This is a genomic window from Microbispora cellulosiformans (assembly GCF_008728085.1).
Lineage (GTDB): Bacteria > Actinomycetota > Actinomycetes > Streptosporangiales > Streptosporangiaceae > Microbispora > Microbispora amethystogenes.
In genome coordinates, this window is record NZ_VYTZ01000004.1 from 231,185 (window position 1) to 256,439 (window position 25,255).

Sequence of the window (25,255 nt, forward strand, 5' to 3'; positions counted from 1 at the left end):
CCACGAGGCCGACGGCCGCCGTCACTAACGCGACGCGGTGTTTCATTGGGCTTTCCTCTTTCTCCTTTGCGGATCCGGAGATCGGCCGCCTCACGACTGGATCCGATGGTCGTAGGCGGGAGCCTCGCCGGCGGCCACGACGGCCGCCGCGTCGATGTCGAACGAACGGCCACGCGCCTCCGGGTCGGGCGAGGCGGCGGCCAGGAGCCGGGTGTAGGGGTGCCGCGGGCCGAGGATGACCTCGTCGGCCGGGCCGCGCTCCACGACCCGGCCTCGGTAGAGCACGAGGATGTCGTCGGAGAAGTGCCGTGCGGTGGCCAGGTCGTGGGTGATGTAGAGGACGGCGAGGTTCTCCTCGCGCTGCAGACGAGCCAGCACGTTCAGCACGCCCAGCCGGATGGAGACGTCCAGCATCGACACGGGCTCGTCGGCCACGATCACCTTCGCCCCCGGCGCGAGCGCGCGGGCGATGGCGACCCGCTGCCGCTGGCCGCCGGACAGCTCGTGTGGGCGGCGGTGGACGATGTCGCGTGCCGGTAGGTTGACCCGTTCCAGCAGGTCGCCGGCCTTCTTCCGGGCCTCGGCACCGGTACGGGCCTGCCCGTGCAGCAGCAGCGGGCGGATCAGATGGTGCTCGACGGTGTGGAAGGGGTTCAGTGAGGAGAACGGGTCTTGGAACACCATCTGCACGTGGTCGCGGTACGCCCGATCGGGCACCCGGCCGCCGTCGTCGTCCTTCACGACGACCTGTCCGGCGGTGGGCCGTTCCAGCCGGGCGATGATCCTGGCGATCGTGGACTTGCCCGAACCCGACTCCCCGACCAGGGCGACCGTACGGCCGGGCGTGAGTGTGAACGAGACGTGGTCCACCGCCCGCAGCCGCCGTCCGCGCAGACCGGTCCGGATGCGGAAGTCCTTGACGAGGTCCTTCACGTCGAGCGTGGTCACCGTGCACCTCCGGTGGCCTCACCGGTGCGGACGAACGCGCCGCGCTCACCTGTGAGGCTGGGAAACGATCCGAGCAGGCGCCGGGTGTAGGGATGGCGGGGCCGGGCGAGGACTTCCTCAGCCGCCGCGCACTCGACGATCTCCCCGCCCAGCATCACGGCGATGCGGTCGCTCACCTCAAGGAGAAGGGGAAGGTCGTGGGTGATGAGCACGATCCCGAATCCCAGCTCGTCGCGCAGGCGCAGGATCTCGCGGAGGATGCCTCGTTGCACCACCACGTCGAGGGCGCTGGTCGGCTCATCCATGATCATGACCTGCGGGTCGAGCAGCATGGCCATTGCGATCATGACGCGCTGTCGCATGCCTCCGGACAGCTCGTGGGGGTAGGAGCGCAGCCGCGCGGGGTCCACGCTTACCAGCTCCAACGCCCTGGCGCAGCGCGCCCGGCGATCGTGCCGCGAGAGCTGGGGGCGGTGCGTGGTGAGTACGTCCTCCAGTTGCGCCCGGATCGTCATGACAGGGTTCAGCGAGTTCATCGCTCCCTGGAACACCACCGACATCTGCGACCACCGGAAGGCCCGCAGCTCGCCGGACGGCAGGGCGAGCACGTCCATGTCCCCGCCGTCCCGGTGATGGAATGTGACCGATCCGGCGGTGACCTCCGCCGGCGGCCGGTGCAGGCGGTTGATCGCGTACGCGAGCGTCGTCTTCCCGCTGCCCGACTCGCCGGCCAGGCCCAGAATCTCGCCCCGCCGTACCTCCAGCGACACGTCCTTGACCGCCTGCACCGTGTTTCCGTAGGTCACCGACAGGTTCCGCACACTCACCACGACATCCTGCGAGGGCCGCCCGACCGGCGCCGGCTCGCGCCGCGGGTGCCGGATCCGGCGTGGTACGGCGCGCAGCTTGGGGTTGATGATCTCGTCGATGCTGAAGTTGATCAGCGCGAGGCCGCATCCGAACAGCGCGATGATCAGGCCCGGCGGCGCGAACCACCACCACGCGCCGCGTTGGAGCGCGAAGCCGTTCTGGGCGTAGTAGAGCATCGTGCCGAGGGTGGAGGAGTTCGAAGCGCCGAGCCCGAGGAACGACAGACCGGCCTCTGACAGGATCGCCGCGATCACCGAGAACACGAACTGGGAGGCCAGCAGCGGCAGGAGGTTCGGCAGGATCTCGACGGTGATGATCCGCCATGCCGGCTCCCCCGCCACGCGGGCGGCCAGGACGTACTCCCGGTTGCGCAACGTCAGCGTCTGCGCGCGAAGCACCCGGGCCGACCCGGCCCAGCCGGTGATCGCGAGCACCACCGCGATGGTCCACGCCCCCCGCTGCTCGGGCGGTACGAACGCGGAGATGACGATGACCAGTGGGAGACCGGGTATCACCAGCATCACGTTGGACAGCAGGGAGAACGCCTCGTCCACCACGCCGCCGACGTAGCTGCCCACGATGCCGAACAGCGCCGACAGGACCGTGGCCATCACGCCGACGAGCACGCCGATGTAGAGCGATCCCCTGGTCGCGTACGCGATCTGGGCCAGCACGTCCTGGCCCATCTGCGTGGTGCCGAGGACGTGGCCTCCGCCGGGCGACGTCAGTCCGATGTCGTTGATCGCGTCCGGATCGCCGAGGAGGAGCGGGCCGGCGACGCCGAACAGGGTGATCGCGGTGATCAGGGCGAGCCCGGTGACCAGTTTGGGCGACAACCGGGGCAGCGCGGCGCGCCGGGGCGCCGGGGAATCCGGACCGAGATCGGTCATGCGTTCGCTCCCGCGCGGGTTCGGGGGTCGATGACGCTGTAGAGCAGGTCGACCACCAGATTGGCGCCGAGCACCGCCACGGTCGTGACCAGGAAGATGCCCTGCATGAGCGCGTAGTCGTTGTTCTGCACGGCCTCAAGCAGCTTGGAGCCGATGCCGGGGTAGGAGAACACCTGTTCGGTGACGATGGAGCCGGCCACCACGAACCCGAGGGAGATGGCGAACCCGGCGATCGACGGCAGTGCCGCGTTGCGTGCGGCGTACCAGATCATCACGCGTCTGTCCGGCAGCCCCTTCGCGGTGGCGGTGAGCACATAGTCCTCGGACAACGTGGACACCATCATGTTGCGTAGGCCCAGCAACCAGCCGCCCACCGAAGAGATCACGATCGTCAGCGCGGGCAGGATGCCGTGGTGGACGGCCGAGCCGAGGAAGTCGAGGTTCCACCCGGGGGTGGAGTCGACGTCGTAGCCGCCGATGAGCGGGAACCAGCCCAGAGCGGACCCGAAGACGGCGACGAGGACGAGCGCCAGCCAGAAGTACGGCACCGCCGCCAGCACCGTGGTCGCGGGCACCAGCGAGTCGAGCCAGGTGCCCCGCCGCCATCCCACCACCATTCCCAGCCCGGCGCCGACCAGGACCGACAGCACCGTCGCGATGCCCACCAGCACGACCGTCCAGGGCAGGGAGGTCGCGATGACCTCCGAGACGGGCACCGGGTAGGCGCTGACCGAGATTCCGAAGTCGCCGTGCAGCATGTTGCCGAGATAGGACAGATACTGCTTGGCCAACGGCTCGCCCGTGTCGGTGCCGAGCAGCAGTTCGTAGGCTCTGCGAGCCTCGGGGTTCACCGAGCCGCCCCGCTGCTGCAGCTTCGCCATCAGGATGCTCACGGGGTCGCCCGGCATCATCCGGGGGATGAAGAAGTTCAGTGTGACCGCCGCCCACAAGGCGGCCAGGTAGAAACCGAACTTGCGGAGGTAGTACCGCATCGGCTCACTTGCCCGTGGGCCTGAGCCGTAGGTAGATCTCCGAGGCGTCCGGAGCCTGCCAGGCCGCCGGGAAGGCGTACAGGTCCTCCTTGGTCGGCCAGCCGGTGAACTTCCTGGCGTTGTAGATGTTGATCGTCCCCTGGGTGAGCAGCGGGACATAGGGCATCGACTGCTCGATGCGGGTCTGGATCGTGTCGAAGTACGGCTGCCGCGCCGCGGTGTCCGACACGTTGATCTTCTTCAGTTCGGCGATGGCCTTGTCCACGTCAGGATCGGAGAAGCGGCTGACGTTCGCGCCGGGCGTCCCGCCGACCTTGTCGGTGGTGTCGGTGCTGTAGAAGTAGCTGTAGACGTAGAACGGGTCGGCGGCCGGGCCCTGGAACAACGAGTCGAGCATCAGCTCGAAGTCGCCACGCCCCCGCGCGTCGGCCCATTCGTTGTACGACAGCTGTTGCGCGGTCACCTTGATGCCGGCCTTCGCCAGCTGCTGGCTCAGTGTGTCGGCCGCGGTGATGTAGTCGGTCCACCCTGCGACCGTCTTGAGGGTCAGCTTGACGGGCTTGCCGTCCTTGACGTAGATCCCGTCGGCACCCTTCGCGTAGCCCGCGCTCTCGAGGATCTGCTGCGCCCTCGCCGCGTCCGGTCGCATTGGCGCGACCTTGTTCTGCAGCCGGCCGGAGATGACCGCCTGGTCCCGCTGCAGCAGGGCCATGCTCGGCGAGATCTCGGCGCTGGTGTTCTCGAAGGCCAGCGCGTTCAACTGGGTCCGGTTGACGGCATAGTAGATCGCCTGGCGGACGGCCGGGTCGGTCTGCGGGCCTTTACACCCCAGGTCGGCATTGGCGCAGGTGTCCAGCACCATCTGGTTCACCGGAGTGGTGATCAGCTTGTACCCGGGATAGCTCTGCTCCACGTTCGCGATGTCCGGCACCGGTCCGGTCTGCCAGTCGATCTGGCCGGCCTTGAGCGCGGTGGCGCCGGACTGGTTGCCTGACAGCGAGGGGAAACGGATCTTCTTCACGGCGGGCTCGCCACCCCAGTGGTTCGGGTTCGCCTTCAACGTGAACGCCTGGGGCTTGAGCTCGTCCACCACATAGGGCCCGGTGCCGACGGGCTCGCGCAGCTGCTCCTTCGTGGGGTCGGGAATGTCCTTCCACTTGTGCTCGGGCACGATCCAGATCCGGCCGAGCACCTGCGGGCCGTCCACGAAGGCCGGCTCGTCGAATTTGATCACTACGTGGGTGGCGTCGACGGCGGTCGCCCTGCCCTGGTAGGCCGTGCCGTTCATGGCCTTGTGCTCAGTGATCATTTTCAGCGTGAACACGACGTCGTCGGCGGTGAACGGCCGGCCGTCGGACCACTTGACGCCGCTGCGCAGCGAGATCGACAGCTCCGTACCGTCGTCGTTCCAGGAGAAGCTCTCGCCGAGCCGGGGCCTGGGTGCGCCCTCGCTGCGCACGGTGTTGTAGAAGAACAACGGCTCGAAGATCGTTCCCCCGCCGCCGAGGGCCCCCGGCAGGTACGGGTTGAAGATGGGCTGGATGTCACCTGATCCGCCGGTGTACACGACCAGAGGCTCGGAGGAGGCCGCCGATCCGCCGGCCCCGGACGTCGCTCCGGCCGCCTGTCCCGGCGAGCCTCCGGACGAGGAGCATCCGGCGACCAGTGTCAACGCAGCGAGTCCGGCCGCCACGCGGGATGTCTTGATGGACATAGCGGGAAAGTCCTCTCGAACGATGCTGAGCATTGTTAATTCGCTGACTTAAGTAAGTCAACGGGTCGTGAAAATTTCAGGGCAGGCTGCTCCGGCGTAATGTGCGGCTCTATGGGGTCTCGGAGCGGGCTTGTACGCTCACCGCAGGCCGACGGGATTCAGGCCAAGGCGGGGTGGCAGTGAGCACAGGAGCAAGGGCGAAGCCGCACGCGAGCAGCAAGGCCGCCGTCCTGGACGCGATCAGGGCCGCGGGCACGATCAGCCGCGTCGGGCTGGCCGCCGCCACCGGCTTCACCGGGCCCACGATCTCCGCGCTGGTCCGCCGGCTCATCGAGGAGGGCCTGGTGGTGGAGACCGGCCGCGCGGAGTCGACGGGTGGCAAGCGGCGGATCCTGCTCCAGCTCAACCACACCGCCCGCTACGCGGTGGGCGTCCATCTCGACCACGGCGCCATGACGTACGTCCTGACCGATCTCGCCGGAACCGTGGTGGCCCGCATCGTGCGGCGCGGCGCCGGCGCGGAGGAGCCGGACACCGTCGTGTCGCGGACGGCCGAGGAGATCTCCAGGCTGATCGAGAGCATCGGTGTGCGGCGCGGACGCGTGCTCGGCGTCGGCCTGGTCTCTCCCGGCCCGCGCAGCTCCGCTCCCGGGGTGGGCCTCGCGCCGCCGACCATGCGGCACTGGGAGGGGTTCCCGCTGGGCGAAGCGCTGGAGCGTGCGACGGGCCTGCCGGTGGTGCTCGACAACGACGCCACCGCCGCGGCGCTGGGTGAGCACTGGTCGGGCGGCTTCGGCGGCGCCACATCGGCGGCGGTCGTCTATCTCGGTACGGGGATCGGCGCCGGCCTGGTCATCAACGGCATCACCTACCGCGGCCCCAACGGCAACGCGGGCGAATTCGGGCACATCTGCGTCGACATGGACGGCCCTGAGTGCTGGTGCGGAGCTCGGGGCTGCGCGGAGGTGATGGCCGGCACCGCCGCGGTGGTGGCGGCCGCGCAGGCGGACGCCGCGCTGGCCGAGGCCGTCGGCCTGGGGACCCGTGGGAGGCGCGTCTCGACCGCCGCCGACTTCGCCGCGATCAGCCGGGCGGCCTCCAGGGGCCAGCCGGGTGCCCTGGCGCTGCTCGAGAGGTCGGCCCGCTACATCGCGGCGGCGGCCCGTGGCCTGGCCAACATCATGGACCTCGAAGTCCTCGTGCTGACCGGGCCGGGCTTCGCGATCGCGGGCTCGGTCTACCTTCCCGTCGTCCAGCAGGAGCTCCAGCGGACGGCCTTCTCGCGCGCCGCGCAGCCTGTGGACGTACGGCTCTCCCGCTCGGCCGCCACCGCTTCCGCCGTCGGCGCCGCCGCACTGGTGCTGGAGTCGGAACTGGTGCCCCTCAGCCAGGCCGCCCGCCTTCCGGAGAGGCTGGACGCCGAGCCCGTCGCGCTTCCCTATTCCCTCGTCGCGTCAGAGGTTGACTAACTTCGATAGTTTAAGTAAGCAAGTAGCGCAGACGGCTACTCGGCACCCGAGGGAAGAGGGCACATGATCCGCGAGATGTTGCACGACGGGTGGCGTCTGCGGGTGGTCGGAGGACCCGTCCCGGAGGCGGTCGCCGGCTGCGACATCCCGGCGCGGGTGCCGGGCAGCTCCCACCTGGATCTCATGGCGGCGGGTCTTGTCCCGGACCCGTACCTGGACCGGAACGAAGCGGAACTGGTGTGGACGCACCGCGCCGACTGGAGGTACACGACGACCTTCCAGACGTCGGCCGCGCGGCCCGGCGAGCGAGTGGACCTGGTGTTCGACGGCATCGACACGGTCGCGACGGTGCACCTCAACGGACGGCTTCTCGGCCATACCGCGAACATGCATCGCGGATACCGCTTCGACGTGGGCGAGATCCTGCAGGACGGCGCGAACGAACTCGTGGTGACGATCCGCTCCGCCCTGAACCACGCCGAGGAGGTGGAGGAGAAACTGGGCTCGCGCATGCGCGCCTACCCTCATCCCTACAACGCCGTCCGCAAGATGGCCTGTTCGTTCGGCTGGGACTGGGGCCCCGACCTGCAGACAGCCGGCATCTGGAAGCCGGTACGGCTGGAGCGTTGGGACAGCGCCCGGCTCTCCCGCGTACGCCCGCTGGTGACCGTGGACGCCGACGGCACCGGCCGCGTCGAGGTACACGTGGAACTCGACCGCGTCCGCGACGGCTGTCACAGCATCAGGGCCGATGTGGGAGGCCGTTCCGAACACGTGCCCGTGTCCGGAGGCGCGGCGACGGTCACCGTGCTGGTGCCGCGGGTGAGCCTGTGGTGGCCGGTCGGCTACGGTGACCAGCCGTTGTACGACCTGACGGTCACGCTGCTGGAGGACGACCAGCCGGTGGACGTCGCCCGGCGACGTGTCGGCTTCCGCACGATCGCCCTTGACACCGAACCCGACTCGACAGGCAGCCCGTTCACCTTCGTCGTCAACGGCAGGCGCGTCTTCGCCAAGGGCGCCAACTGGATTCCCGACGACCACTTCCTCACCCGGGTCGATCGTGAGCGGATCGCCCGGAGAGTCGACCAGGCCGTGGCCGCGAACATGAACATGCTGCGGGTCTGGGGCGGCGGTGTCTACGAGAGCGACGACTTCTACGACGTCTGCGACGAGCGGGGTGTGCTCGTATGGCAGGACTTCCCCTTCGCCTGCGCCTTCTATGCCGAGGAGGAGCCGCTGTGGAGCGAGGTCGAGGCCGAGGCGCGGGAGAACGTCACCCGCCTGGTCTCCCGCCCCTCGCTGGCACTGTGGAACGGCAACAACGAGAACCTGGAGGCTTTCGCGGAGTGGCCCGGCTGGTGCGACACACTTCAGGGACGCACCTGGGGACTCGGCTACTACACCGAACTGCTGCCGAGGATCGTGGCGGAGCTCGACCCCACCCGGCCCTACACGCCCGGTAGCCCCTACAGCCCCGGCGACTCACGGCCGAACGACGACGACCACGGCACCCGGCACGAATGGGCCGTCTGGAACAAGGTCGACTACACCCACTACCGCGACCACATCCCGCGCTTCTGCGCCGAGTTCGGCTTCCAGGCGCCGCCTACCTGGCGCACCTTGACCAGGTGGATCCACGACGAGCCGATGACGCCGAGCTCACCGGGGTTTCTGCTCCATCAGAAGGCGGAGAACGGCGACGTCAAGCTCGACCGGGGGATGGAGCCGCACCTTTCCGTGCCCGCCGCCTTCGAGGACTGGCACTGGGCGGCGCAGCTCAACCAGGCCCGCGCCGTCGCGTTCGGCGTCGAGCACTTCCGCTCCTGGTGGCCGCGCACGGCCGGGGCACTGGTGTGGCAGCTCAACGACTGCTGGCCGGTCACATCCTGGGCGGCGGTGGACGGCGACGGACGGCCCAAGCCCCTCTACTACGCCCTCAAGCACGCCTTCGCGCCCCGGCTGCTCACCGTTCAGCCGAGGGACGGCCGAGCGGTTCTGATCGCCGTCAACGACCACGACGAGGCGTGGACGGGGACGGTTGCCGCGGTCCGGCAGACGCTCGCCGGCAACGTGCTGGCCGACGCCGACCTGACCCTCGTCGTGCCGCCCCGGTCGGTGAGTGCCGTCGAACTGCCCGGTGACCTGCTCGATCCCGCCGACGTGAAGCGGGAGGTGGTGGTGATGACCGTCGGTGACGTCCGCGTCTGTCACGTGTTCGCGGAGGATCGGGACCTGGCGTACGAGCCCGCGCCGCTCGTCACGGCCGTCAGGAGGCTGCCCGGCGGCTACGAGGTGGAGGTGCGAGCCGTCTCCTTCACCCGTGACATCGCGCTGCTGGCCGACAAGGTCGCCGCCGACGCCCTGGTGGACGACATGCTGGTCTCACTGCCTGCCGGACAGTCGCACACCTTCCTCGTGCGGACCTCCGAGGTGCTGGACGACCCGTCCGCCCTGACCGCTCCCGGCGTGCTGTGCAGCGCCAACGCCTTGACGGCGGTCGCGACGTGAGCGCGGGCACCCCTGTCGGCCTGGTGCTCGCCAGGCCACCACGCCTGCTGGGTGCGGAACCGTTCTTCCTGGAGTTCATCGCGGGTATCGAAGAGTTGCTCGCCGAGCACGACCGTTCCGTGCTGTTGCATGTCGTCAACACACACGAGGCCGAGATCGCCGCGTACCGCCGGTGGGCGGACAACCGCATGGTCGACGCCGTGGTGCTGGTGAATCGTACGGTCGAGGACGTCAGACCCGCGGTCCTTCGCGAGATCGGGCTGCCGGCCGTGGTGGCGGGCGAGCCGGAAGGAGACACCCCGGCCGTCCGCACGGACGACGTCGGCGCGGTGCGGGAAGCGGTCGCCCACCTCAGCAGGCTCGGGCACCGTCGCATCGCCCGGGTCAGCGGTCCCACCGCCTTGATCCACACACGGATCCGCACCGAAGCGCTGTTCGACAGCATGAGGTCGGCCAGCATCGAGCCGGTCGTGCTGGAGGGGGACTACTCGGAGGAGTCGGGGGCGAAACTCACCGCCATGTTGCTGGAGCGGCCCGACCCTCCCACAGCGATCATCTACGACAACGACCTCATGGGGGTCGCGGGCCTGGGCGCCGCCAAGGATCTGGGCTGTGATGTGCCCGGCGACCTCAGTCTGATCGCCTGGGACGACTCCAGCATGTGTCGCCTGGCATCGCCTCCGCTCACCACCATGAGTCTCGACGTGCACCTGTTCGGACAGTCGGTCGCCGCGTCTCTGCTGGAACTCGTCGAGGGAGGCCCGGTCGCGGAACGCCGGTGCCCGACAGCCACGCTCATCCCCCGAGGGACCACGGCACCGGCGAGCACCGCATGAGGAGTGCGTCATCCCACCCACCCGCCGGCCCATCCGACACCCCTGGCTTGGAGCTTTGGTGATCGCTTTGTCCGCGGACGGCGTCGGCGTCGTCCTCGACCTCACCGGCCCGCGCCCGCCGCGGGTGTCGCACTGGGGTGTCTGCCCGGGACCGCTCACGGGGCTTCCGCCGGTGCCCGGCCAGGATGTGGTGCCCAGCCAGGGCGACGGCTGGTTCGGTCGGCCGGTGCTGTCCGGGCGTCACGACAGCGGTTGGCGTCCGTCCCGTTTCACGCTGGCCGAGGCCGTCACCGTGAACGGAAGCCGTGTCGAGGCGCGTGCCGAGGACCCTGACTGTGGCCTGGGCCTGACGACTGAGATCGAGCTGACGCCCCAGGGTGTGCTACGGATGCGGCACACGCTCGTCAACACCGCCACCTCGCCGTACGCGCTGGACCGCCTGGCCTGCCTGCTGCCGCTGCCCGCGCAGGCCGGCGAGGTGCTCGACTTCGCCGGCCGCTGGGCCAGGGAGCGGTCCCCGCAGCGGGCGCCGCTGCGCCAGGGCGCCTGGTCACGGGAGAACCGCCGTGGCCGGACCTGGTTCGACGCCGGCCCGCTCGTCGTCGGCACTCCGGGGTTCGGGTTCCGGACCGGCGAAGTGTGGGGAGTGCACATCGCCTGGAGCGGCAACCACGTCCAGTACGTCGAGCGGCTCCCGGAGGGGGACACCGTGCTCGCCGCCGGCGAGCTGCTCGAACCCGGCGAGGTACGGCTCGGCCAGGGGGAGTCGTACAGCACGCCGTGGGTGTACTTCGCGGCCTCCGACGCCGGTCTGGACGGGTTGAGCCGACGGTTCCACGCCATGCTGCGCGCCCGGGCGACCCATCCGAAATCGGCGCGACCGGTGACGATGAACACCTGGGAGGCGGTCTACTTCGACCACCGCGAGGACCGCCTGCTCGCGCTCGCCGACGCCGCGGCGGACGTGGGTGCCGAGCGGTTCGTCGTCGACGACGGCTGGTTCCGGCACCGCAGGAGCGACGACGCGGGCCTGGGCGACTGGTACGTGGACGAGACCGTCTGGCCCGGCGGCCTGCACAAACTGGTCGGGCGGGTGCGCGAGCACGGCATGCAGTTCGGGCTGTGGTTCGAACCCGAGATGGCCAACCTCGACTCCGATCTGGTTCGTGCCCACCCGGACTGGCTGCTGGCCGACCCGCAGCGGTGGCCGCTACCCCGACGCAGCCAGCACACTCTGGACCTGGCACATCCCGAGGTGTACGCCTACCTGCTGGAACGGATCAGCAGCATGGTGGCCGAGTACGGCATCGACTACATCAAGTGGGATCACAACCGCGACCTGGCCGAGCCCGTGCACGAAGGCGTGCCCGGTACCCGTGCGCAGACCGAGGCCGTCTACCGGCTGCTGGACGACCTGCGCGCCCGGTTCCCCGCCCTGGAAATCGAGTCGTGCTCCTCCGGTGGCGCCCGGGCCGATCTCGGCATTCTGGAGCGCACCGACCGTGTCTGGGGCTCGGACAACATCGACCCCGTCGAACGCCAGCACATCCAGCGGTGGACCAGCCTGCTGCTGCCGTACGAGCTGATCGGCTCACACGTCGGCTCGTCCCCCTCCCACATCACAGGACGCGTCACCACGCTCGGTTTCCGGGCTGCCACCGCTTTGTTCGGACATGCCGGAATCGAGGCCGACATCACCGCATGGGCCCCCACCGAGCGGGCCGCGCTGGCCGAATGGATCGCCCTGTACAAGGAACTGCGCCCGCTGCTGCACACCGGCGAGGTGGTGCGGGCCGACCACCCCGACCCTGCCGCATGGGTCCACGGCATCGTGGCCCTCGACCGGAGCCGGGCCGTGTACTCCTATGTGCAGCTGGAGACCGGCGTCGTGGAGCGGACAGCGCCGATGCGACTGCCCGGGCTCGACCCCGACGCCGAGTACGTCGTCGAGGCCGTCCCAGGAGAGGTGTCCGGACCGCTCGACCGTCATCCCGGCTGGGCGTCGAGCCAGGTGCGGCTCACCGGCCGCGCCCTCGCCGCCATCGGCCTGCCCGCCCCACGGTTCGCCGACAGACCAGGCACCGCCTTCCTGTTTCTCTGCCGGCGGGTCTGAGCGGTCGCGAGCAGCGCAGCGCCACCACGGCGGCAGTACCGCTGAGTGCTGACAAGGCGAGGCCTTCATCGAGGTCTTGCGCGGCTTTCATCGGCCAACTGACAAAGTTGACTCATGTTAGCGCTATCTTTCGATGGGGTTGGGGGTTAGTGTCTGCATTCAAGACCCGGACACTTGTGACATGTAGCCCCGTACCCCCCAACTCACCCCACCCCCCACATCTCACAGCGAGGTGAACCTTTTGTCTGTGCTGCCCTCGTCTCGTCGTAGTCCTCGATTGAGTCTGATCACGCTGGGTGCGCTTCTCTCGGTCTCGTTCGTGGCGACGCCCTCGCAGGCTGCCGAGGAGCAGCTCAACGAGGGTCTGGTGCACCACTTCGCCCTCGACGAGACCGGTGGGACGACGCTGGTCAACTCGGGGAGCGCGGGCTCGGCGGCGAACGCCACGCTCGTGAATCCGCAGAAGGCGACCTTGACCGGCGATGGAGTCAGGTTCAACCCCGACTCCTACGAGAACGCCCTCGACGGTGCGTACGTGGCGCTGCCGAAGAACATCACCGCCGGCATGTCGAACCTCACCGTCGACTATGACGTCTGGATCGACCCGGCGAACGTCGGCGAGCACCAGATGTGGGGCTTCGGCGCGAAGTCCGGCTCGTGCGACGCCGACACCGGCGCCCAGGGCTCCATCTTCGCGTCGAACACCCAGCGGTTCCGCGTCGCGGTGGGTTCGGCGAACCTCCAGCAGAACCGGGTCCGCATGCCCGAGGGAGCGTGGACGCACGTCACCTACACCCAGTCGCTGAACGCGAACGGTACGAGCTGGACCGGCAGTGTCTACCTCGACGGCGTGCTGCACGCGACGTCGACGAATCTGACCACGCCGCCGTCGGTGAACGCCGCGGGGACCAACTGCAACTTCCTCGCTCGCTCGCAGACGTCCGGCAACTACTCGTTCCGCGGAACGATCCGGGACTTCCGGGTCTACGACCGGGCAGTGAGCCTCGACGAGACACTCGCCCTGGCGAAAGAGACCGTCTCCACTGGCGTTCACGCCGACGCGGACGCCATCGACCTCGGCCTGACCAGCGCGATCGTACGCGACATCGTTCTGCCCAAGGTGGGCTCCGTGGCGGGCTCCACCATCACGTGGACGAGTTCGGACCCGTCGGTCGTCGCGGTCTACACCCCGCCGGCCGTCCCCAGCGCACGCAAGGTCGCGGTGACCGGCAGGATCACCCGGCCCGCGAAGGGGCAGCCCGACGCGACGGCCACGCTCACGGCGACTGTCCGCAAGGGCGCCCAAGAGGTCACCACACGGGAGATCCCCGTTGTGGTGAAGGCCGAGTTCGACGACGCGAAGGCGGTCGACCGTGACACGTTCGACCTGACCCTGCACGCCACCGGCGACGTGCGCGGAAACATCGACCTCCCTGCGGCCGGCGAATTCGGATCCACGATCACCTGGAAGTCGACCTCCGACCTCGTCACCCCGACGGGTAAGGTGACCCGTCCGGCCTTCGGCCGTGCGGATGTCAAGGCCGTCCTCACGGCGACCGTCACCAAGGGCTCGGCCTCGCAGACGAAGTCGTTCCCGGTGACCATCACCGCCATGCCCCGTTCCGAGGAGTACGAGCGGTACTTCCTGGGATACTTCAAGGGCGAGGGGATCGCCGACGGCGAGCAGATCATGTTCGCGACGTCCAACGGGAACACCGCTCTGGACTGGACCGGTCTGACCGGAGGCCGGCCGTCGCTCATCTCCCAGCTGGGCGACCAGGGCCTTCGTGACCCGCACATCGTCCGCTCACCCGACGGCGACACGTTCTACATGATCGCCACCGACCTGAACTGGTACGACCAGGGCGGATACGCCATCAACGACACCCAGTACATCGAGGTGTTCGAGTCGCACGACCTGGTGAACTGGACTCCTCAGCGGCACGTGAAAGTCGCGCCCGACAACGCGGGCAACGCCTTCGCACCCGAGTCGCTGTGGGTCGAGGAGCTCGGCGCCTACGCCGTGTTCTGGGCACAGTCGCTGTGGAACGACCCCGTGAACCGCACCGGTCAGGGGAACGCGCAGATGTGGTACACCACGACGCGCGACTTCCAGACGTTCTCCGCTCCCAAGGTCTGGCAGAACCCGGCCCCTCTGTCGCGGATCGACACGACCGCGATCCGGGTCGGTGACCACTACTACCGCGTGACCAAGAACGAGGCCGGCAACCAGGGCTCGGACATCTTCTCGGAGAAGCACACCGACTTCCTGGACAGCAACATCGACAACTGGACGTTGGTCGCTCCGGCTTTGGGGCGCACGACGTGGGTCGCCAACCAGGGGTACGAGGGGCCGATCATCTTCAAAGCCAACCCTGGTGACACCTCCTGCCCCGGCAAGTTCTACCTCTGGGGTGACCGGTACACGAACGGTGGCGGATACCAGGCCGCGTGCCACGAGAACATCGAGGCTCCGACCTGGAACGCCAAGGCGATCACGATGACCAACGCGGGCGTCGTCCGTCCGCGTCACGGCACCGTGATCCCGCTCACCCTCCGCGAGTGGAACGACATCCGCAAGATCCCGAACAGCGACGTCACGACCACCACGAAGGTGGCTGTCAAGCCGTACGCGAGCGGGGCCCAGACGACCACGGCCACCGCCACGGTCGAGGCTGCCGACGGGTTCGAGACCGGCGGTCAGGTGCGGTTCAGCGTCGGCTCGTGGTCGAAGCTCGCCCAGCTGGAGGACGGCGCGGCCACGGTCACGCTGCCGGCGGGTCTGCCTGCGGGCACCCGGACGGTCAAGGCCGAGTACCTCGGCTTCGACTATCTGAAGGCGTCGGAAACCACGGCGTCGTTCGAGGTGCCGGTCGCTCCGGAGCTCGCGCTGACCGTGACCGCCACCGCCCGCTGCGTGGGCACCACGGCGTACGTGGCCGTGACCGCGGTCAACGACGCCACCGTGCCGGCGAACGTGACGCTGACCACCCCCTACGGTTCGAAGGCCGTGGCCGACGTTGCCCAAGGCAAGCAGGCCTACCAGTCCTTCAACACCAGGGCCGGCCAGATCGCCGCGGGCACGGCGACCGTGACGGCGACCGCGACGATCGATGGCCGACAGGTCACCTCGACCTACAACCCCTCCTACACCGCCATCAACTGCGCCTAACCCGACCGGCCACGGCGCATTCCCGCTACTGAACCGGGGCCGGGCGAGTTCATCCTCGTCGGCCCGCCACAAGCGGCATGGGCGGGCGGGCGAGAGCATCCTCGCCCGCCCGCCCAGTCGCCGCCGGTTCCCCGGGACGTCACGGTGCAGAACCGTGCCGAAGGACGTGCGGGGTCCGCCGGCTGTGTGAGATATCCCTCTCCCCGTCCTCGTGGCGCTGGTGGGCCGGTGAGGTGACCATGTGGTGATGACCTCATCGCCCCGCCCGCCGCATGTCGGTGGCCGACCGGATCCGACCGGCGGGACTCCCGCACTCGGCGGAGAGCCCGCCCGCGGGTACCTGCTGGACAACGCGCGCGCCGAGGCGGGCGAGCGATTCGTCTGGCTGGCCGAGCTGTTCGACGGTGTGACGCGGGGGCACTTCGATCGACTGGGGGTCGGGCCCGGCTCGCGCTGCTGGGAGGTGGGGGCCGGTGGCCGCAGCGTCCCGGAGGCGCTCGCGGCGGCCGTCGGTCCGACCGGGTACGTGCTGGCCACGGACCTCGACCCGTCGTGGCTGGAGGCAGGCGGCGGGTACGAGGTGCGCCGGCACGACGTCGCCGCTGATCCGCCCCCGGAGCCGGGGACGTTCGATCTGGTGCACGCCCGGCTCGTGCTGGTCCATGTGCCCGACCGGGCTCGGGCGCTGGCCACCATGGCGGCGGCGCTGCGGCCCGGCGGCTGGCTGCTGGTCGAGGACGCCGACACCGCTCTGCAGCCACTGGCATGCCTGGACGACAGCGGCCCGGCGCAGCGGCGGGCCAACCGGCTGCGCGACGCGGTCCGGGAGCTGCTGGCGCGCCGCGGCGCGGACCTGCGCTACGGACGGACGCTGCCGCGGGCACTGCGCGAAACCGGCCTGGTCGATGTCGCCGCGTCGGGCTCCTTCCCGGTCGGCGGGCCGGCCTGCGACCGGCTGGAGGCGGCGACCATCCGGCACGTGCGCGGCGAGCTGCTCGCGGCCGGCCTGGCCGACGACGCCGAGATCGACGCGCACCTGGCCGCCATCCACGCGGGCGAACTCGATCTGACACTCGCGCCGCTGATCTCGGCCTGGGGACGCCGTCCGGCCGACCACCCGCCGGCCCTCGGTTAGGCGCGGATCCAGGCGTTGTCCGACCCGCCCACAGCGCTGCTCCGGTCGAGGAGCGGCAGCCGGAGGACGAACCGCGCGCCGCGCGGGGAGTCCTCGACGCGCAGGCTTCCCCGATGCGCGCGGGCGATGTCGCGAGAGATGGCGAGCCCCAGCCCGGTGCCACCGGCGTCCCGGCGCCGCCCCTCGTCCAATCGGGTGAATCGCTCGAAGACCCGCTCACGGTCAGCGGGGGCGATGCCGTTCCCGTCGTCGGTCACCGAGAGGACCGCCTGGCCGTCGGCGGCTCCGACGCAGACCGTGACGCCGGTCGCCGCGTGCCGCCGCGCGTTGCTCAGCAGGTTGCCGACCAGCCGGATCAGCTGGATCCGCGAGCCGTGCGCCCACACGTCCCCGGCGGCGTAGAGCTCCACCGGCGTGCCGCCGAAGTGGGCGTCCACCTCCTCGGTGACCAGCGCCACGAGGTCGATCGGTTCGCGCGGCTCCGGCTGCCCTCCGCGGAGTCTGGCCATCGTCAGCAGGTCCTGCACGATCGCCTCCAACCGGCCGGTGGCCGACAGCGCCCCCCGGATGGTGTCGCGGGGGTCGACGTGATCGGGGTGGAGCAGCGCTTCCTCCAGTTGCACCCGCAGCCCGGCGATCGGTGTCCTGAGCTCGTGGGAGGTGACGGAGGCGAGCTGGCGCTGCTGCTCGGCCGGACGCAGCGCCCGGCCGATGATCCGCCACATGAGCCAGCCGCCCAGCAGGGTGATAAGGAGCGCGGCCCCGGCGATGAGGTATTCGAGGCGGTGCGTCGCGATAAGGGGCCGCTCGACCGTTCCGGCGTAGACGACGGGGGAGTCGGGGGCCGGCGACACGCGGTTGGCCATGAGCAGGAGGCACGGCTCGCCCGGGCGGCACTCGACCCGCCGCTGGAGCCGCTCGTCGGGTGCGGGCCGGAACGTGCTCAGCCGTGGCCGCTCCATCGCGCCCGGGGTGGCCTCCACGACCCTGCCGCGTGCGTCCACGAGTTGGACCAGGTCGACGGTGCCGGAGACGGAGTCGGGATTCGGCAGCGCGCCGCCGCGCACCTGCGCGCTCCACTGGGCGGCGACCTGCTCGGCGTCAAAGAAAACCTGGTCTTCGACCCGGTATCGGATCGCCAGGTCCAGGCTCACGCCGCCCAAGCCCGTGATCAGGAACAGCAGCATCGTCGCCGCTGTCGTGTAGTACGTCTGCATCGAGTGCAGAGACGGCATCCGCCTCACCATTCTCCTGCCGCACCCGGTGGGCCACCACCAAGGGAAAATTGGACGATTTCGTCCACCTTGGGGTCAGTTGTCCGGTTGTGTCAAGTTGGCGACAGGGGTCTTGACCTGGGCTTTTATGTGTTCCAGTGCCATGTCGAGGGCGACGACCAGGGGCCGTTCGTCCTGCATGGTCTCGGCGAGCAGGTAGCCGCCCTGCATGGCGGCGATGAAGGCGACGGCGAGTTTCGCGGGGTCCGCGCCGGGGTCGAGTTCGCCGCTCGCCCGCATGCGGGCGAGGCCGTCCGCGAGCAGTTCCTGCCACCTGGCGAAGACGGCCGCCAGGGACTGGCGGGCGTCTTCGTAGCGGCAGGCGATCTCGGTGGCCAGCGCGCCGATGGGGCATCTGTAGGGCACGTCGCGCTCCCAGTGGCCCGTCACCAGGGAGTCGCGCCATCTCTCGAGGTCCCGCATCGAGCGCACCTGGTCGAGTTGCGGCTTCTGAGAGGAGACCATGTGGTGCTCGCGCATCGCGATCACCTCGGTGATCAGTGCTTCCTTGTCCGGGAAGTAGTGATAGAGCTGCGACTTGCTGACGCCGGAGGCGTCCACCACCTGATCGAGGGTCGTCGCCGTCACCCCCTGCCGGAACATGAGGTTCGCGGCGGTCGTGACGATGCGCGCGCGAGTGGCCGCCCCGCGGGCGGTGAGCCGCGGAGACTCCTTCCCCGGCCCTCGAACGGCCATGTGACCACCCCCTCGGGCGAGCCGGTCCGCTGGAGCCAAGCCGGAGGGACGGCATTGACAATTACTGACATACCACCACAAACTAGACGAAATCGTCCAGTCTTTGCCGGGATCGTCTGTCGGCCGCGCCGGGGAACTGCCGGTCAGGAAGGGGTGCCCCTGCCAGCGGGTTTCCTCCTCCGCCACATCAGTAGTGCCCCGGTTCCGACGAGTACCCCTGCCAGAGCCGCCCAGGTCCAGCCGGGGAGGCCGCTCTGCTCGTCCGTCTCGCCTGTCGCGCTCACGGGCGTACGTGACGGCGCCGGAACGCTGGTCACGGGGGCGCTGGACACAGGGGCGCTCGGCAGCGGAGCCGTCGACGACCGTACGGTGAACGGGATCTCCCCTTCGATGGGGCTGCCATCGGCGGCGACGACGCGCCAGGCGACGGTGTAGCTCCCGGAGGGAAGTGGCTGGGCGACGTCCACGGTCACCTTGGACCCGCGGGTTCGGGGTGTGCCGGACGGAAAGCGCTGCCCGGCCGCGTCGTGCAGGAGCACCACGGGATAACGCACGTGGCTGTTGAACTCCAACTCGACGAGGTCGAGGCTGGAGACCACGGCGTTGCTGACGGGTGTGCTCGATCGCAGGGTGTCGTGTGCCAGCGCCGGTGCGGCGAACACTCCCAGGACGGCGCACAGAACGCCGAGGAGCGGAAACGCTCTGGCCGTTTTCCCTGTCACTCGCCCTCACCGTTCTCGTGACCCGATGGGCGATTCTCCGGGTTGCCCGGGGGCGTCGCCGGTCTCCTGCCCCGCGCCACCAGGACGGCGGCTGCCCCGAGAACCACGACCGCGACCACGGCCGCCCAGATCCAGCCCCGTGTGCCGGTCGCCTGATCCGGGCGGTCCGATCCGGCGACCGGGGCGGCGGCGGGTGCCGTACCTCCGGCCGACGCCACCGATGACGATCGGACGACGAACGGTATCTCCCCTTGGATGGGGTGGCCGTCGGAGGAGACGACCCGCCAGGCGATTGTGTAGCCGCCCGAGGGAAGCGGGCCTGCGACCGCTTCCGTCACCGTGGAGCCGCTGACGCGTGGAGTCCCCGATTCGAAGCGGCGTCCGGTCGCGTCGTGCAGGACGACCACGGGAAAGCTGACATGCGCGCTGAACTCCAGCTCGATCTCGTCGAGCCCGGAGACGACGGCGTTCGCGGCGGGTGTGCTCTTCTTCAGGCTGTCGTGCGCGGACGCGGGTGCGGCGAGAACCACCGCGAAGAGGCACGAGACGCCGAACAGGAAAACCGCTCTGAACGAGGGATGCTTCACGACAGGCTCCAGGCGTACGGGGAGGCCGTGGCCCGGCGGGTGACAGCGGACAGCGGGTGTCACAGGAGATCTCCAGTCATCGTGTGTGAATACCTGCGGGCGCGCGGGCCGTACGGACCGACATGAGCGGTCCGCGGGACGTCGAGGCGAGCCGCTTCCGCGGGCAGGCGTGACGTCCGAGCGGGCAGGCCGCGTGAGGGAACCCTCAGAAGGGTTCGGAGAGAATCACAGGAACACGAGAACCGGCGGTCCGCGCCGGATGACGGCGTGTCGCAGGACAGCCCCGCGCCGGGGTTCGCGGTCGAGGTCGTACGACGCGAGCCGGGGGCGGGGGCGCAGGCGGGCGAAGAGGTGGAACACCGCGAGCACGGCCCGGAGCCAGCGGATCGCTCCCGTGCCGATCCTGCGCAGGATCGACCACAGCGCCGCCTCGCCCCGCGACAGCCACCACCCCGTGACCACCGCCGCGGTGACATGCGCGGTGAGCATCCCGGCGCCCACCCCCAGCCGGTGCGAGTGTGCCACGGCCGTTGTCTCCACCGACGGCGAGAGGGACGCGAGGAGTTCGTGCAGGAAGGCCTGGGCCGACAGGAGCAGGCCGATGACGACCCATGGCGACCGCTCCCGGCCCGCCATCGCCGTGGCGGTGGTCATGACGACCGCTCCGCCCACGAGAAGGGCGGGGAGAGTCGGGGCGGCCCCGCCGGCGAACCCGTGCGCGCCTACGGCGAGGAGCACGCAGACGACCGTGAAGGCGGCCGACCGCGCGAGTCGCAGGGGCAATGCGGCGCGCATGATGAAAACGACTATCGCACAAAGGCTGGTCAGCCCCAATACCACGCCGTCCGCTCGTTCAAGGCGGGCTCGGGCCACTGCGCGAAGGCGGAATCGCGGTGCCGGGCGACAGGCTCCTTCGACCCGGTCGCGGCGTATGTCACCGCACGCTCTGGGGGGCGGGGAGGCGGTGTGCGATGATTGCGGCGCCATGACAGCAACCATGCCCTTCCGTGCCGTACGGGCCGCCGCGTTCGCCGCGGTCTCGGTGGCGCTCGGGGTCGGGGCGCATGCTGTCGGCGGCGGGTCGGTCTCCGCGCCCGCCGTTCTCGTGGCCCTGCTCGTCGCCTTCCTGCCCGCGCACGCCCTCGCCCGGCGTGAGCGGTCGCTGGCCGTGATCCTGCCGGCCCTGGCGGCCTCGCAGGCGGCGCTCCACCTGCTGTTCTCGTTCGCGCACACCCTGGAGCCGGTCACCGCCGGCTCCGCGATGAGCGGGGGGCATGTCCACTCCGGGCTGGTGCCCGGCCTGGGCATGCTGATCATGCACGGCTGGGCGGTCGCGCTGACGGCGGCGTGGCTGGCACGTGGCGAGGCATTGCTCTGGGCGCTGCTGCGCCGGCTGGCCGTCCGGCTGCGCATCGTGCTCGCCGTCTTCCCGGACCCGGCGTACGGCGCGGTCGTCGTCCCGGTGATCGAGCGCCGGGTGGTCGCGCGGTCGGTCGTGCTCGGCCATTCGGTGGGCCGGCGCGGCCCTCCTGGCACCGTTCGCACTGTTCCCGCCTGACCGTCACCTGGTCGGCGGGCCCTCTCTGATGTGACCGGCACCCCCCTAGTGGCGGGGTGCGTCCGGCGTGCGCTCGCGTGCGCCGAAATCGTTCAGTGCAGCGGTACCAGTACCGGCTCAGCCGGGATGAAGGGATCTTCATGTTCTCCCGTGTCATGCTCGTAGCTCTCAGCCTGGGCGCAGTGACGGCCACGGCGGCCTGCGGTTCCGAGGAGCCGTCCTCCGCCTCGGCGGCGGCGTCGCCGTCGGCGGTGGCGGTGGCGGCCTCTCCGTCGTCCGCCCCAGCCGCGCTCAGCATCACCGACCCGTGGGTCAAGACCGCCAAGAAGGGAATGACCGCCGCCTTCGGCACGCTGGTCAACAACTCCGATTCGGACGTCACCGTCATCGCCGGCAGCACTCCCGTGGCACCCATGGTGGAGTTGCACGAGGTCGTGGAGTCCAAGGGAAAGATGGTGATGCGGCCGAAGAAGGGCGGTTTCGTGGTCCCCGCCCACGGCACCCACGTCCTGCAGCCCGGCGGCGACCACATCATGGTCATGGACGTGCCCGCGGAGATCAAGCCGGGGTCCGAAGTGCCGTTCACGCTGGAGCTGCAGGGGGGCGGCACCTACACCTTCACGGCTCTGGGCAAGGACTTCGCCGGAGCCAAGGAGAACTACCAGCCGGGCGCCGACATGGGTGGCATGGGATGAGCGAGCGGCACACCGGGGCGGAGAACGTCTCCCGCCCGCGGCTGAGCCGCAGGGCGCTGCTGTCGGGCGGCGCCGTGGTGGCCGCCGCCGCGACGAGCGGGGCCGTCGTGGCACGTGCCAGCGCCGACGACACACGTACGGCGGCGGCCCGTACCACCGGCTCGGACGTGGACTCGCCCCAGGCGACGGCGGTGGAGCCGTTCTACGGTGTCCACCAGTCCGGTGTCGCGACGGCGCCGCAGGCGCACGCCGCGTTCGTGGCGTTCGACCTGCGGGCGGGCTCGGACCGGGAGAGCGTGGCGCGGCTGATGCGCGTGCTCACCGACGACGCCCGGCGCATCACCCAGGGACAGCCCGCGCTCGCCGACACCGAGCCCCATCTGGCCGTGCTGCCCGCCCGGCTGACCGTCACCTTCGGCTTCGGGCCGGGTCTGTTCGCGGCCACCAGGACGTCCGATCAGCGGCCGGAGTCCGTCGCTCCCCTCCCCGCGTTCGGCATCGACCGGCTGAAGGAGCGGTGGACGGGCGGCGACCTGCTCGTCCAGATCTGCGCGGACGACCCGCTCACCGTCACCCACGCGCTGCGGGTGCTCGTCAAGGACGCCCGGTCGTTCGCGAAGGTCCGCTGGACCCAGCGCGGCTTCCGGCGGGCCGCGCACGCCCAGCAGCCCCACACCACCCAGCGCAACGTGATGGGGCAGCTCGACGGGACCGTCAACCCCGTCGCTGGCACGCCCGACTTCGATCGGGCGGTCTGGTTCGCCGGGGAGCAGGAGTGGCTGCGCGGCGGGACCACCCTGGTCCTGCGGCGCATCCGCGCGGAGATGGAGACCTGGGACGCCGCCGACACCGTCGCCAAGGAGTTCACGATCGGCCGGCGCCTGACCGACGGCGCCCCACTCACCGGCACGCGCGAGCACGACGAACCGGACCTCGCGCGCCTCACCCCCGCCGGGCTGCCGGTCATCTCCGAGTACGCCCACATCCGCCGGGCGCATGTCGCCGACCCGGGCGCGCGCATCCTCCGCCGTGTCTACAACTACGACGAGGGAGTCTCCTCCGACGGCACCGCCGACACCGGGCTGTTGTTCGCCTCCTACCAGGCCGACGTCGCCCGGCAGTTCATCCCGATTCAGCAGCGGCTGGCCGAGGCGGATCTGCTGAACGAGTGGACGACGCCGATCGGCTCCGCCGTCTTCGCCGTCCCTCCCGGCTGCGACCCGAAGGGGTGGATCGGAGAAACCCTGCTGTCCTGACACAGGGCCGAGCCGAGGCTCGGCACTGTGATGAACAGGCGCGGCCGATGAGCCGTCCGGCCGCGCCTGCTCACCATCCCGGGGAGGAGGCGAACTCGCGGTAGCGGCCGGAGTGGAAGAGCAGCGGCTCACCTCCCGACCGCTGGTGGTGCTCCACCTCACCGACGAAGATGTGGTGGTCGCCGCCGGCGTGAACGGTCACCGTACGGCAGGAGAAGGTGGCCAGGGTACCGGCGAGCATGGGCAGCCCGGTGGGGGTGGCCTGCACGTCCACGCCGGCGAACTTGTCCGGCGCCGGCGTCGAGAACCGCCGCGACAGCTCGTCCTGACCGGCGGCCAGGATGTTGACCGCGAAACGCCCCGCGCGCAGGAAGACGGGCGCGCTGGGAGCGCGGTCCGACAGGCACCACAGCACCAGCGGCGGATCGAGCGAGACCGAACTGAAGGAGTTCACCGTCACCCCTGCCCGCTCCCCGCCCGGGGTCGCGGTGGTGACCACCGCGACCCCGGTGGCGAACTGTCCCAGCGCCTCGCGCAGCGATCTCATGACGCGACCCGGTCGAGGTAGGCCTGCGCCTTGTCGGCGTCCATGAACCACTCGGCGTAGTCGGAGGGGTCGTCGAAGCCGTTGACGAAGCGGGAGGCGATCTCCGGCACCTGGCCGGCGGCGCCCAGGATCGCCAGGTGGTGCGGTTCGGCCGGGGCCAGCAGCGCGTTGGTCCAGCGGGTGACGTGCTGGGCCTGCGCCCAGAAGCGATCGAAGGTCTGCCGCATCCAGACCGCGTCGAAGGGCTGCTCGCCGCGCTCCAGGATGGCCTGGAGGTAGGCGGCGGCGCACTTGGCGGCGTTGTTGCTGCCCTGCCCGGTGATCGGGTCGTTGAGCACCACCACGTCGGCGACCCCGAGCACCGGTGCGCCTGACGGCAGGACGGCGACCGGCCGGCGCACGGTGGGGGCGAAGCGCCCGGTCAGCGTCCCGTTGGCGTCGGTCAGCTCGATCTCGGAGCAGCGTTCCGCCTCCCAGGGGAAGAAGCTCTCCAGGATCCGGCGGCTGCGCGCCAGGTGCTCGGCGGGGCCGCGGACGTCGCCCCAGCAGTCCATCGGCCCGCCCGGGACGCCCTCGAACACCATGATCTCGCAGGGGCCGCTGTGCGTCAGAGCGGGGAAGACGAAGTACTCGCCGACGCCGGGCAGCAGGTTGAAGGAGACCGCGGAGTGCTCGGGCCGGGGGGCGAGACCGTTGACGTAGGTGACCGCCAGCGCCCGCTGCGGGGTGCTGTACGTCGAGCGGGCCGCGTCCCGCTCGAACAGCGAGGCGATCTCCCCCTTCCCCGCGGCGACCAGGATCAGGTCGTACTGGGCCGCGTAGGTCTCCAGATCCTCCGGAGTGGCGTCGTGGATGACGAGCTTGCCGCCGAGCCGTTCGACCTCGTCCAGCCAGGCCGGCATCTTCACCCGCTGGTCGACCGAGAGGGCGGGAGTCCTCAGCCGGGCCGCCCAGCCGAGGGCCTTGCCACCCGCGGGGCTCGGGACGGATAACTCGATGCCCTCGATGGGCGGGCAGACGTCCGCCCACCAGTCCAGGCCGAGCGCGCGCTCATGTGCCCGGGCGGTGCCGAACATGCACTGGCCCGACATCACCCGGCCGTCGCGGATCGACTCCGGGGTGCGGTTGGAGACCACGGTGACGTCGTAGCCGTTCCGCAGCAGGCCGATGGCCAGGTGCAGACCCGCTTGACCGGCACCGACGACGAGGATTCTGCGCATGAGGGTGTTTCCTTTCGCTGAAAGTTGCGGTTTCAGCGAAATTACGGCCG

Annotated in this window: 20 protein-coding genes; 9 read left to right on the forward strand and 11 right to left on the reverse strand. The window is 70.1% G+C overall.

What is annotated here, in order from left to right:
- Positions 1–90: 90 nt before the first annotated feature.
- Genes F5972_RS12230 through F5972_RS12245 form a run of 4 tightly spaced genes read right to left on the reverse strand, consistent with a single transcriptional unit; the run spans position 91 to position 5,414 of the window.
- On the reverse strand, positions 91–948 hold the full coding sequence (locus F5972_RS12230; protein WP_150933587.1) for an ABC transporter ATP-binding protein: 858 nt from the start codon (positions 946–948) through the stop codon (positions 91–93).
- Positions 945–2,708, reverse strand: a complete 1,764-nt coding sequence (locus F5972_RS12235) for a dipeptide/oligopeptide/nickel ABC transporter permease/ATP-binding protein (RefSeq protein WP_150933588.1) — start codon at positions 2,706–2,708, stop codon at positions 945–947. Before F5972_RS12235 ends, F5972_RS12230 begins: the two co-directional genes overlap by 4 nt.
- The gene (locus tag F5972_RS12240) at positions 2,705–3,700 is read right to left on the reverse strand and encodes an ABC transporter permease (RefSeq protein ID WP_150933589.1); all 996 of its coding nucleotides are present in this window, start codon (positions 3,698–3,700) and stop codon (positions 2,705–2,707) included. Before F5972_RS12240 ends, F5972_RS12235 begins: the two co-directional genes overlap by 4 nt.
- A 4-nt stretch (positions 3,701–3,704) precedes the next feature.
- A complete protein-coding gene (locus F5972_RS12245) occupies positions 3,705–5,414 on the reverse strand; it encodes an ABC transporter substrate-binding protein (RefSeq protein WP_191910075.1) in 1,710 nt (569 codons plus the stop codon).
- A 179-nt stretch (positions 5,415–5,593) separates the two neighbouring features.
- Between F5972_RS12245 and F5972_RS12250 the strand changes: the two genes are divergently transcribed.
- The 6 genes from F5972_RS12250 to F5972_RS12275 all read left to right on the forward strand — a co-directional run bounded on the left by F5972_RS12250 (position 5,594) and on the right by F5972_RS12275 (position 16,650).
- Complete coding sequence (locus F5972_RS12250; RefSeq protein WP_150933590.1) at positions 5,594–6,883, forward strand: ROK family transcriptional regulator; 1,290 nt, start codon at positions 5,594–5,596, stop codon at positions 6,881–6,883.
- 63 nt (positions 6,884–6,946) lie between these two features.
- A complete protein-coding gene (locus F5972_RS12255; RefSeq protein ID WP_150933591.1) occupies positions 6,947–9,394 on the forward strand; it encodes a glycoside hydrolase family 2 protein in 2,448 nt (815 codons plus the stop codon).
- Positions 9,391–10,230: a LacI family DNA-binding transcriptional regulator gene (locus F5972_RS12260; RefSeq protein ID WP_150933592.1), complete on the forward strand. Its 840-nt coding sequence runs from the start codon at positions 9,391–9,393 to the stop codon at positions 10,228–10,230. Before F5972_RS12255 ends, F5972_RS12260 begins: the two co-directional genes overlap by 4 nt.
- A 58-nt stretch (positions 10,231–10,288) precedes the next feature.
- Positions 10,289–12,343, forward strand: a complete 2,055-nt coding sequence (locus F5972_RS12265) for an alpha-galactosidase (protein WP_225311393.1) — start codon at positions 10,289–10,291, stop codon at positions 12,341–12,343.
- 277 nt (positions 12,344–12,620) lie between these two features.
- Entirely contained in the window at positions 12,621–15,515 is a 2,895-nt protein-coding gene (locus F5972_RS12270; RefSeq protein ID WP_150933594.1) for an immunoglobulin-like domain-containing protein, read from the forward strand.
- A gap of 247 nt (positions 15,516–15,762) precedes the next feature.
- Positions 15,763–16,650, forward strand: a complete 888-nt coding sequence (locus tag F5972_RS12275) for a methyltransferase domain-containing protein (protein ID WP_150933595.1) — start codon at positions 15,763–15,765, stop codon at positions 16,648–16,650.
- Here the strand turns inward: F5972_RS12275 and F5972_RS12280 are convergent.
- From F5972_RS12280 to F5972_RS12300, 5 genes are all read right to left on the reverse strand, one after another.
- Complete coding sequence (locus tag F5972_RS12280; RefSeq protein WP_191910076.1) at positions 16,647–17,885, reverse strand: sensor histidine kinase; 1,239 nt, start codon at positions 17,883–17,885, stop codon at positions 16,647–16,649. The two genes, F5972_RS12275 and F5972_RS12280, sit on opposite strands and share 4 nt — an antisense overlap.
- 75 nt (positions 17,886–17,960) lie before the next feature.
- Positions 17,961–18,620 (reverse strand): TetR/AcrR family transcriptional regulator, encoded by a 660-nt coding sequence (locus tag F5972_RS12285; RefSeq protein ID WP_150933597.1) that lies wholly within the window; start codon positions 18,618–18,620, stop codon positions 17,961–17,963.
- Between the two features lie 143 nt (positions 18,621–18,763).
- Positions 18,764–19,342: a copper resistance CopC family protein gene (locus tag F5972_RS12290; RefSeq protein WP_150933598.1), complete on the reverse strand. Its 579-nt coding sequence runs from the start codon at positions 19,340–19,342 to the stop codon at positions 18,764–18,766.
- A complete protein-coding gene (locus tag F5972_RS12295) occupies positions 19,339–19,929 on the reverse strand; it encodes a copper resistance CopC family protein (protein WP_191910077.1) in 591 nt (196 codons plus the stop codon). Before F5972_RS12295 ends, F5972_RS12290 begins: the two co-directional genes overlap by 4 nt.
- A 225-nt stretch (positions 19,930–20,154) precedes the next feature.
- Positions 20,155–20,724, reverse strand: a complete 570-nt coding sequence (locus tag F5972_RS12300) for an MFS transporter (protein ID WP_150933600.1) — start codon at positions 20,722–20,724, stop codon at positions 20,155–20,157.
- Positions 20,725–20,914: 190 nt separating this feature from the next.
- Between F5972_RS12300 and F5972_RS12305 the strand changes: the two genes are divergently transcribed.
- From F5972_RS12305 to F5972_RS12315, 3 genes are all read left to right on the forward strand, one after another.
- A complete protein-coding gene (locus F5972_RS12305) occupies positions 20,915–21,487 on the forward strand; it encodes an MFS transporter (protein WP_150933601.1) in 573 nt (190 codons plus the stop codon).
- 140 nt (positions 21,488–21,627) lie between these two features.
- A complete protein-coding gene (locus tag F5972_RS12310) occupies positions 21,628–22,182 on the forward strand; it encodes a copper chaperone PCu(A)C (RefSeq protein ID WP_225311394.1) in 555 nt (184 codons plus the stop codon).
- Positions 22,179–23,438, forward strand: a complete 1,260-nt coding sequence (locus F5972_RS12315) for a Dyp-type peroxidase (protein ID WP_150933602.1) — start codon at positions 22,179–22,181, stop codon at positions 23,436–23,438. Before F5972_RS12310 ends, F5972_RS12315 begins: the two co-directional genes overlap by 4 nt.
- Before the next feature lie 70 nt (positions 23,439–23,508).
- Here F5972_RS12315 and F5972_RS12320 read toward each other — a convergent pair whose 3' ends face one another.
- The gene (locus F5972_RS12320; protein ID WP_150933603.1) at positions 23,509–23,985 is read right to left on the reverse strand and encodes a flavin reductase family protein; all 477 of its coding nucleotides are present in this window, start codon (positions 23,983–23,985) and stop codon (positions 23,509–23,511) included.
- Entirely contained in the window at positions 23,982–25,205 is a 1,224-nt protein-coding gene (locus F5972_RS12325) for a styrene monooxygenase/indole monooxygenase family protein (protein ID WP_150933604.1), read from the reverse strand. Before F5972_RS12325 ends, F5972_RS12320 begins: the two co-directional genes overlap by 4 nt.
- Positions 25,206–25,255 lie beyond the last annotated feature (50 nt).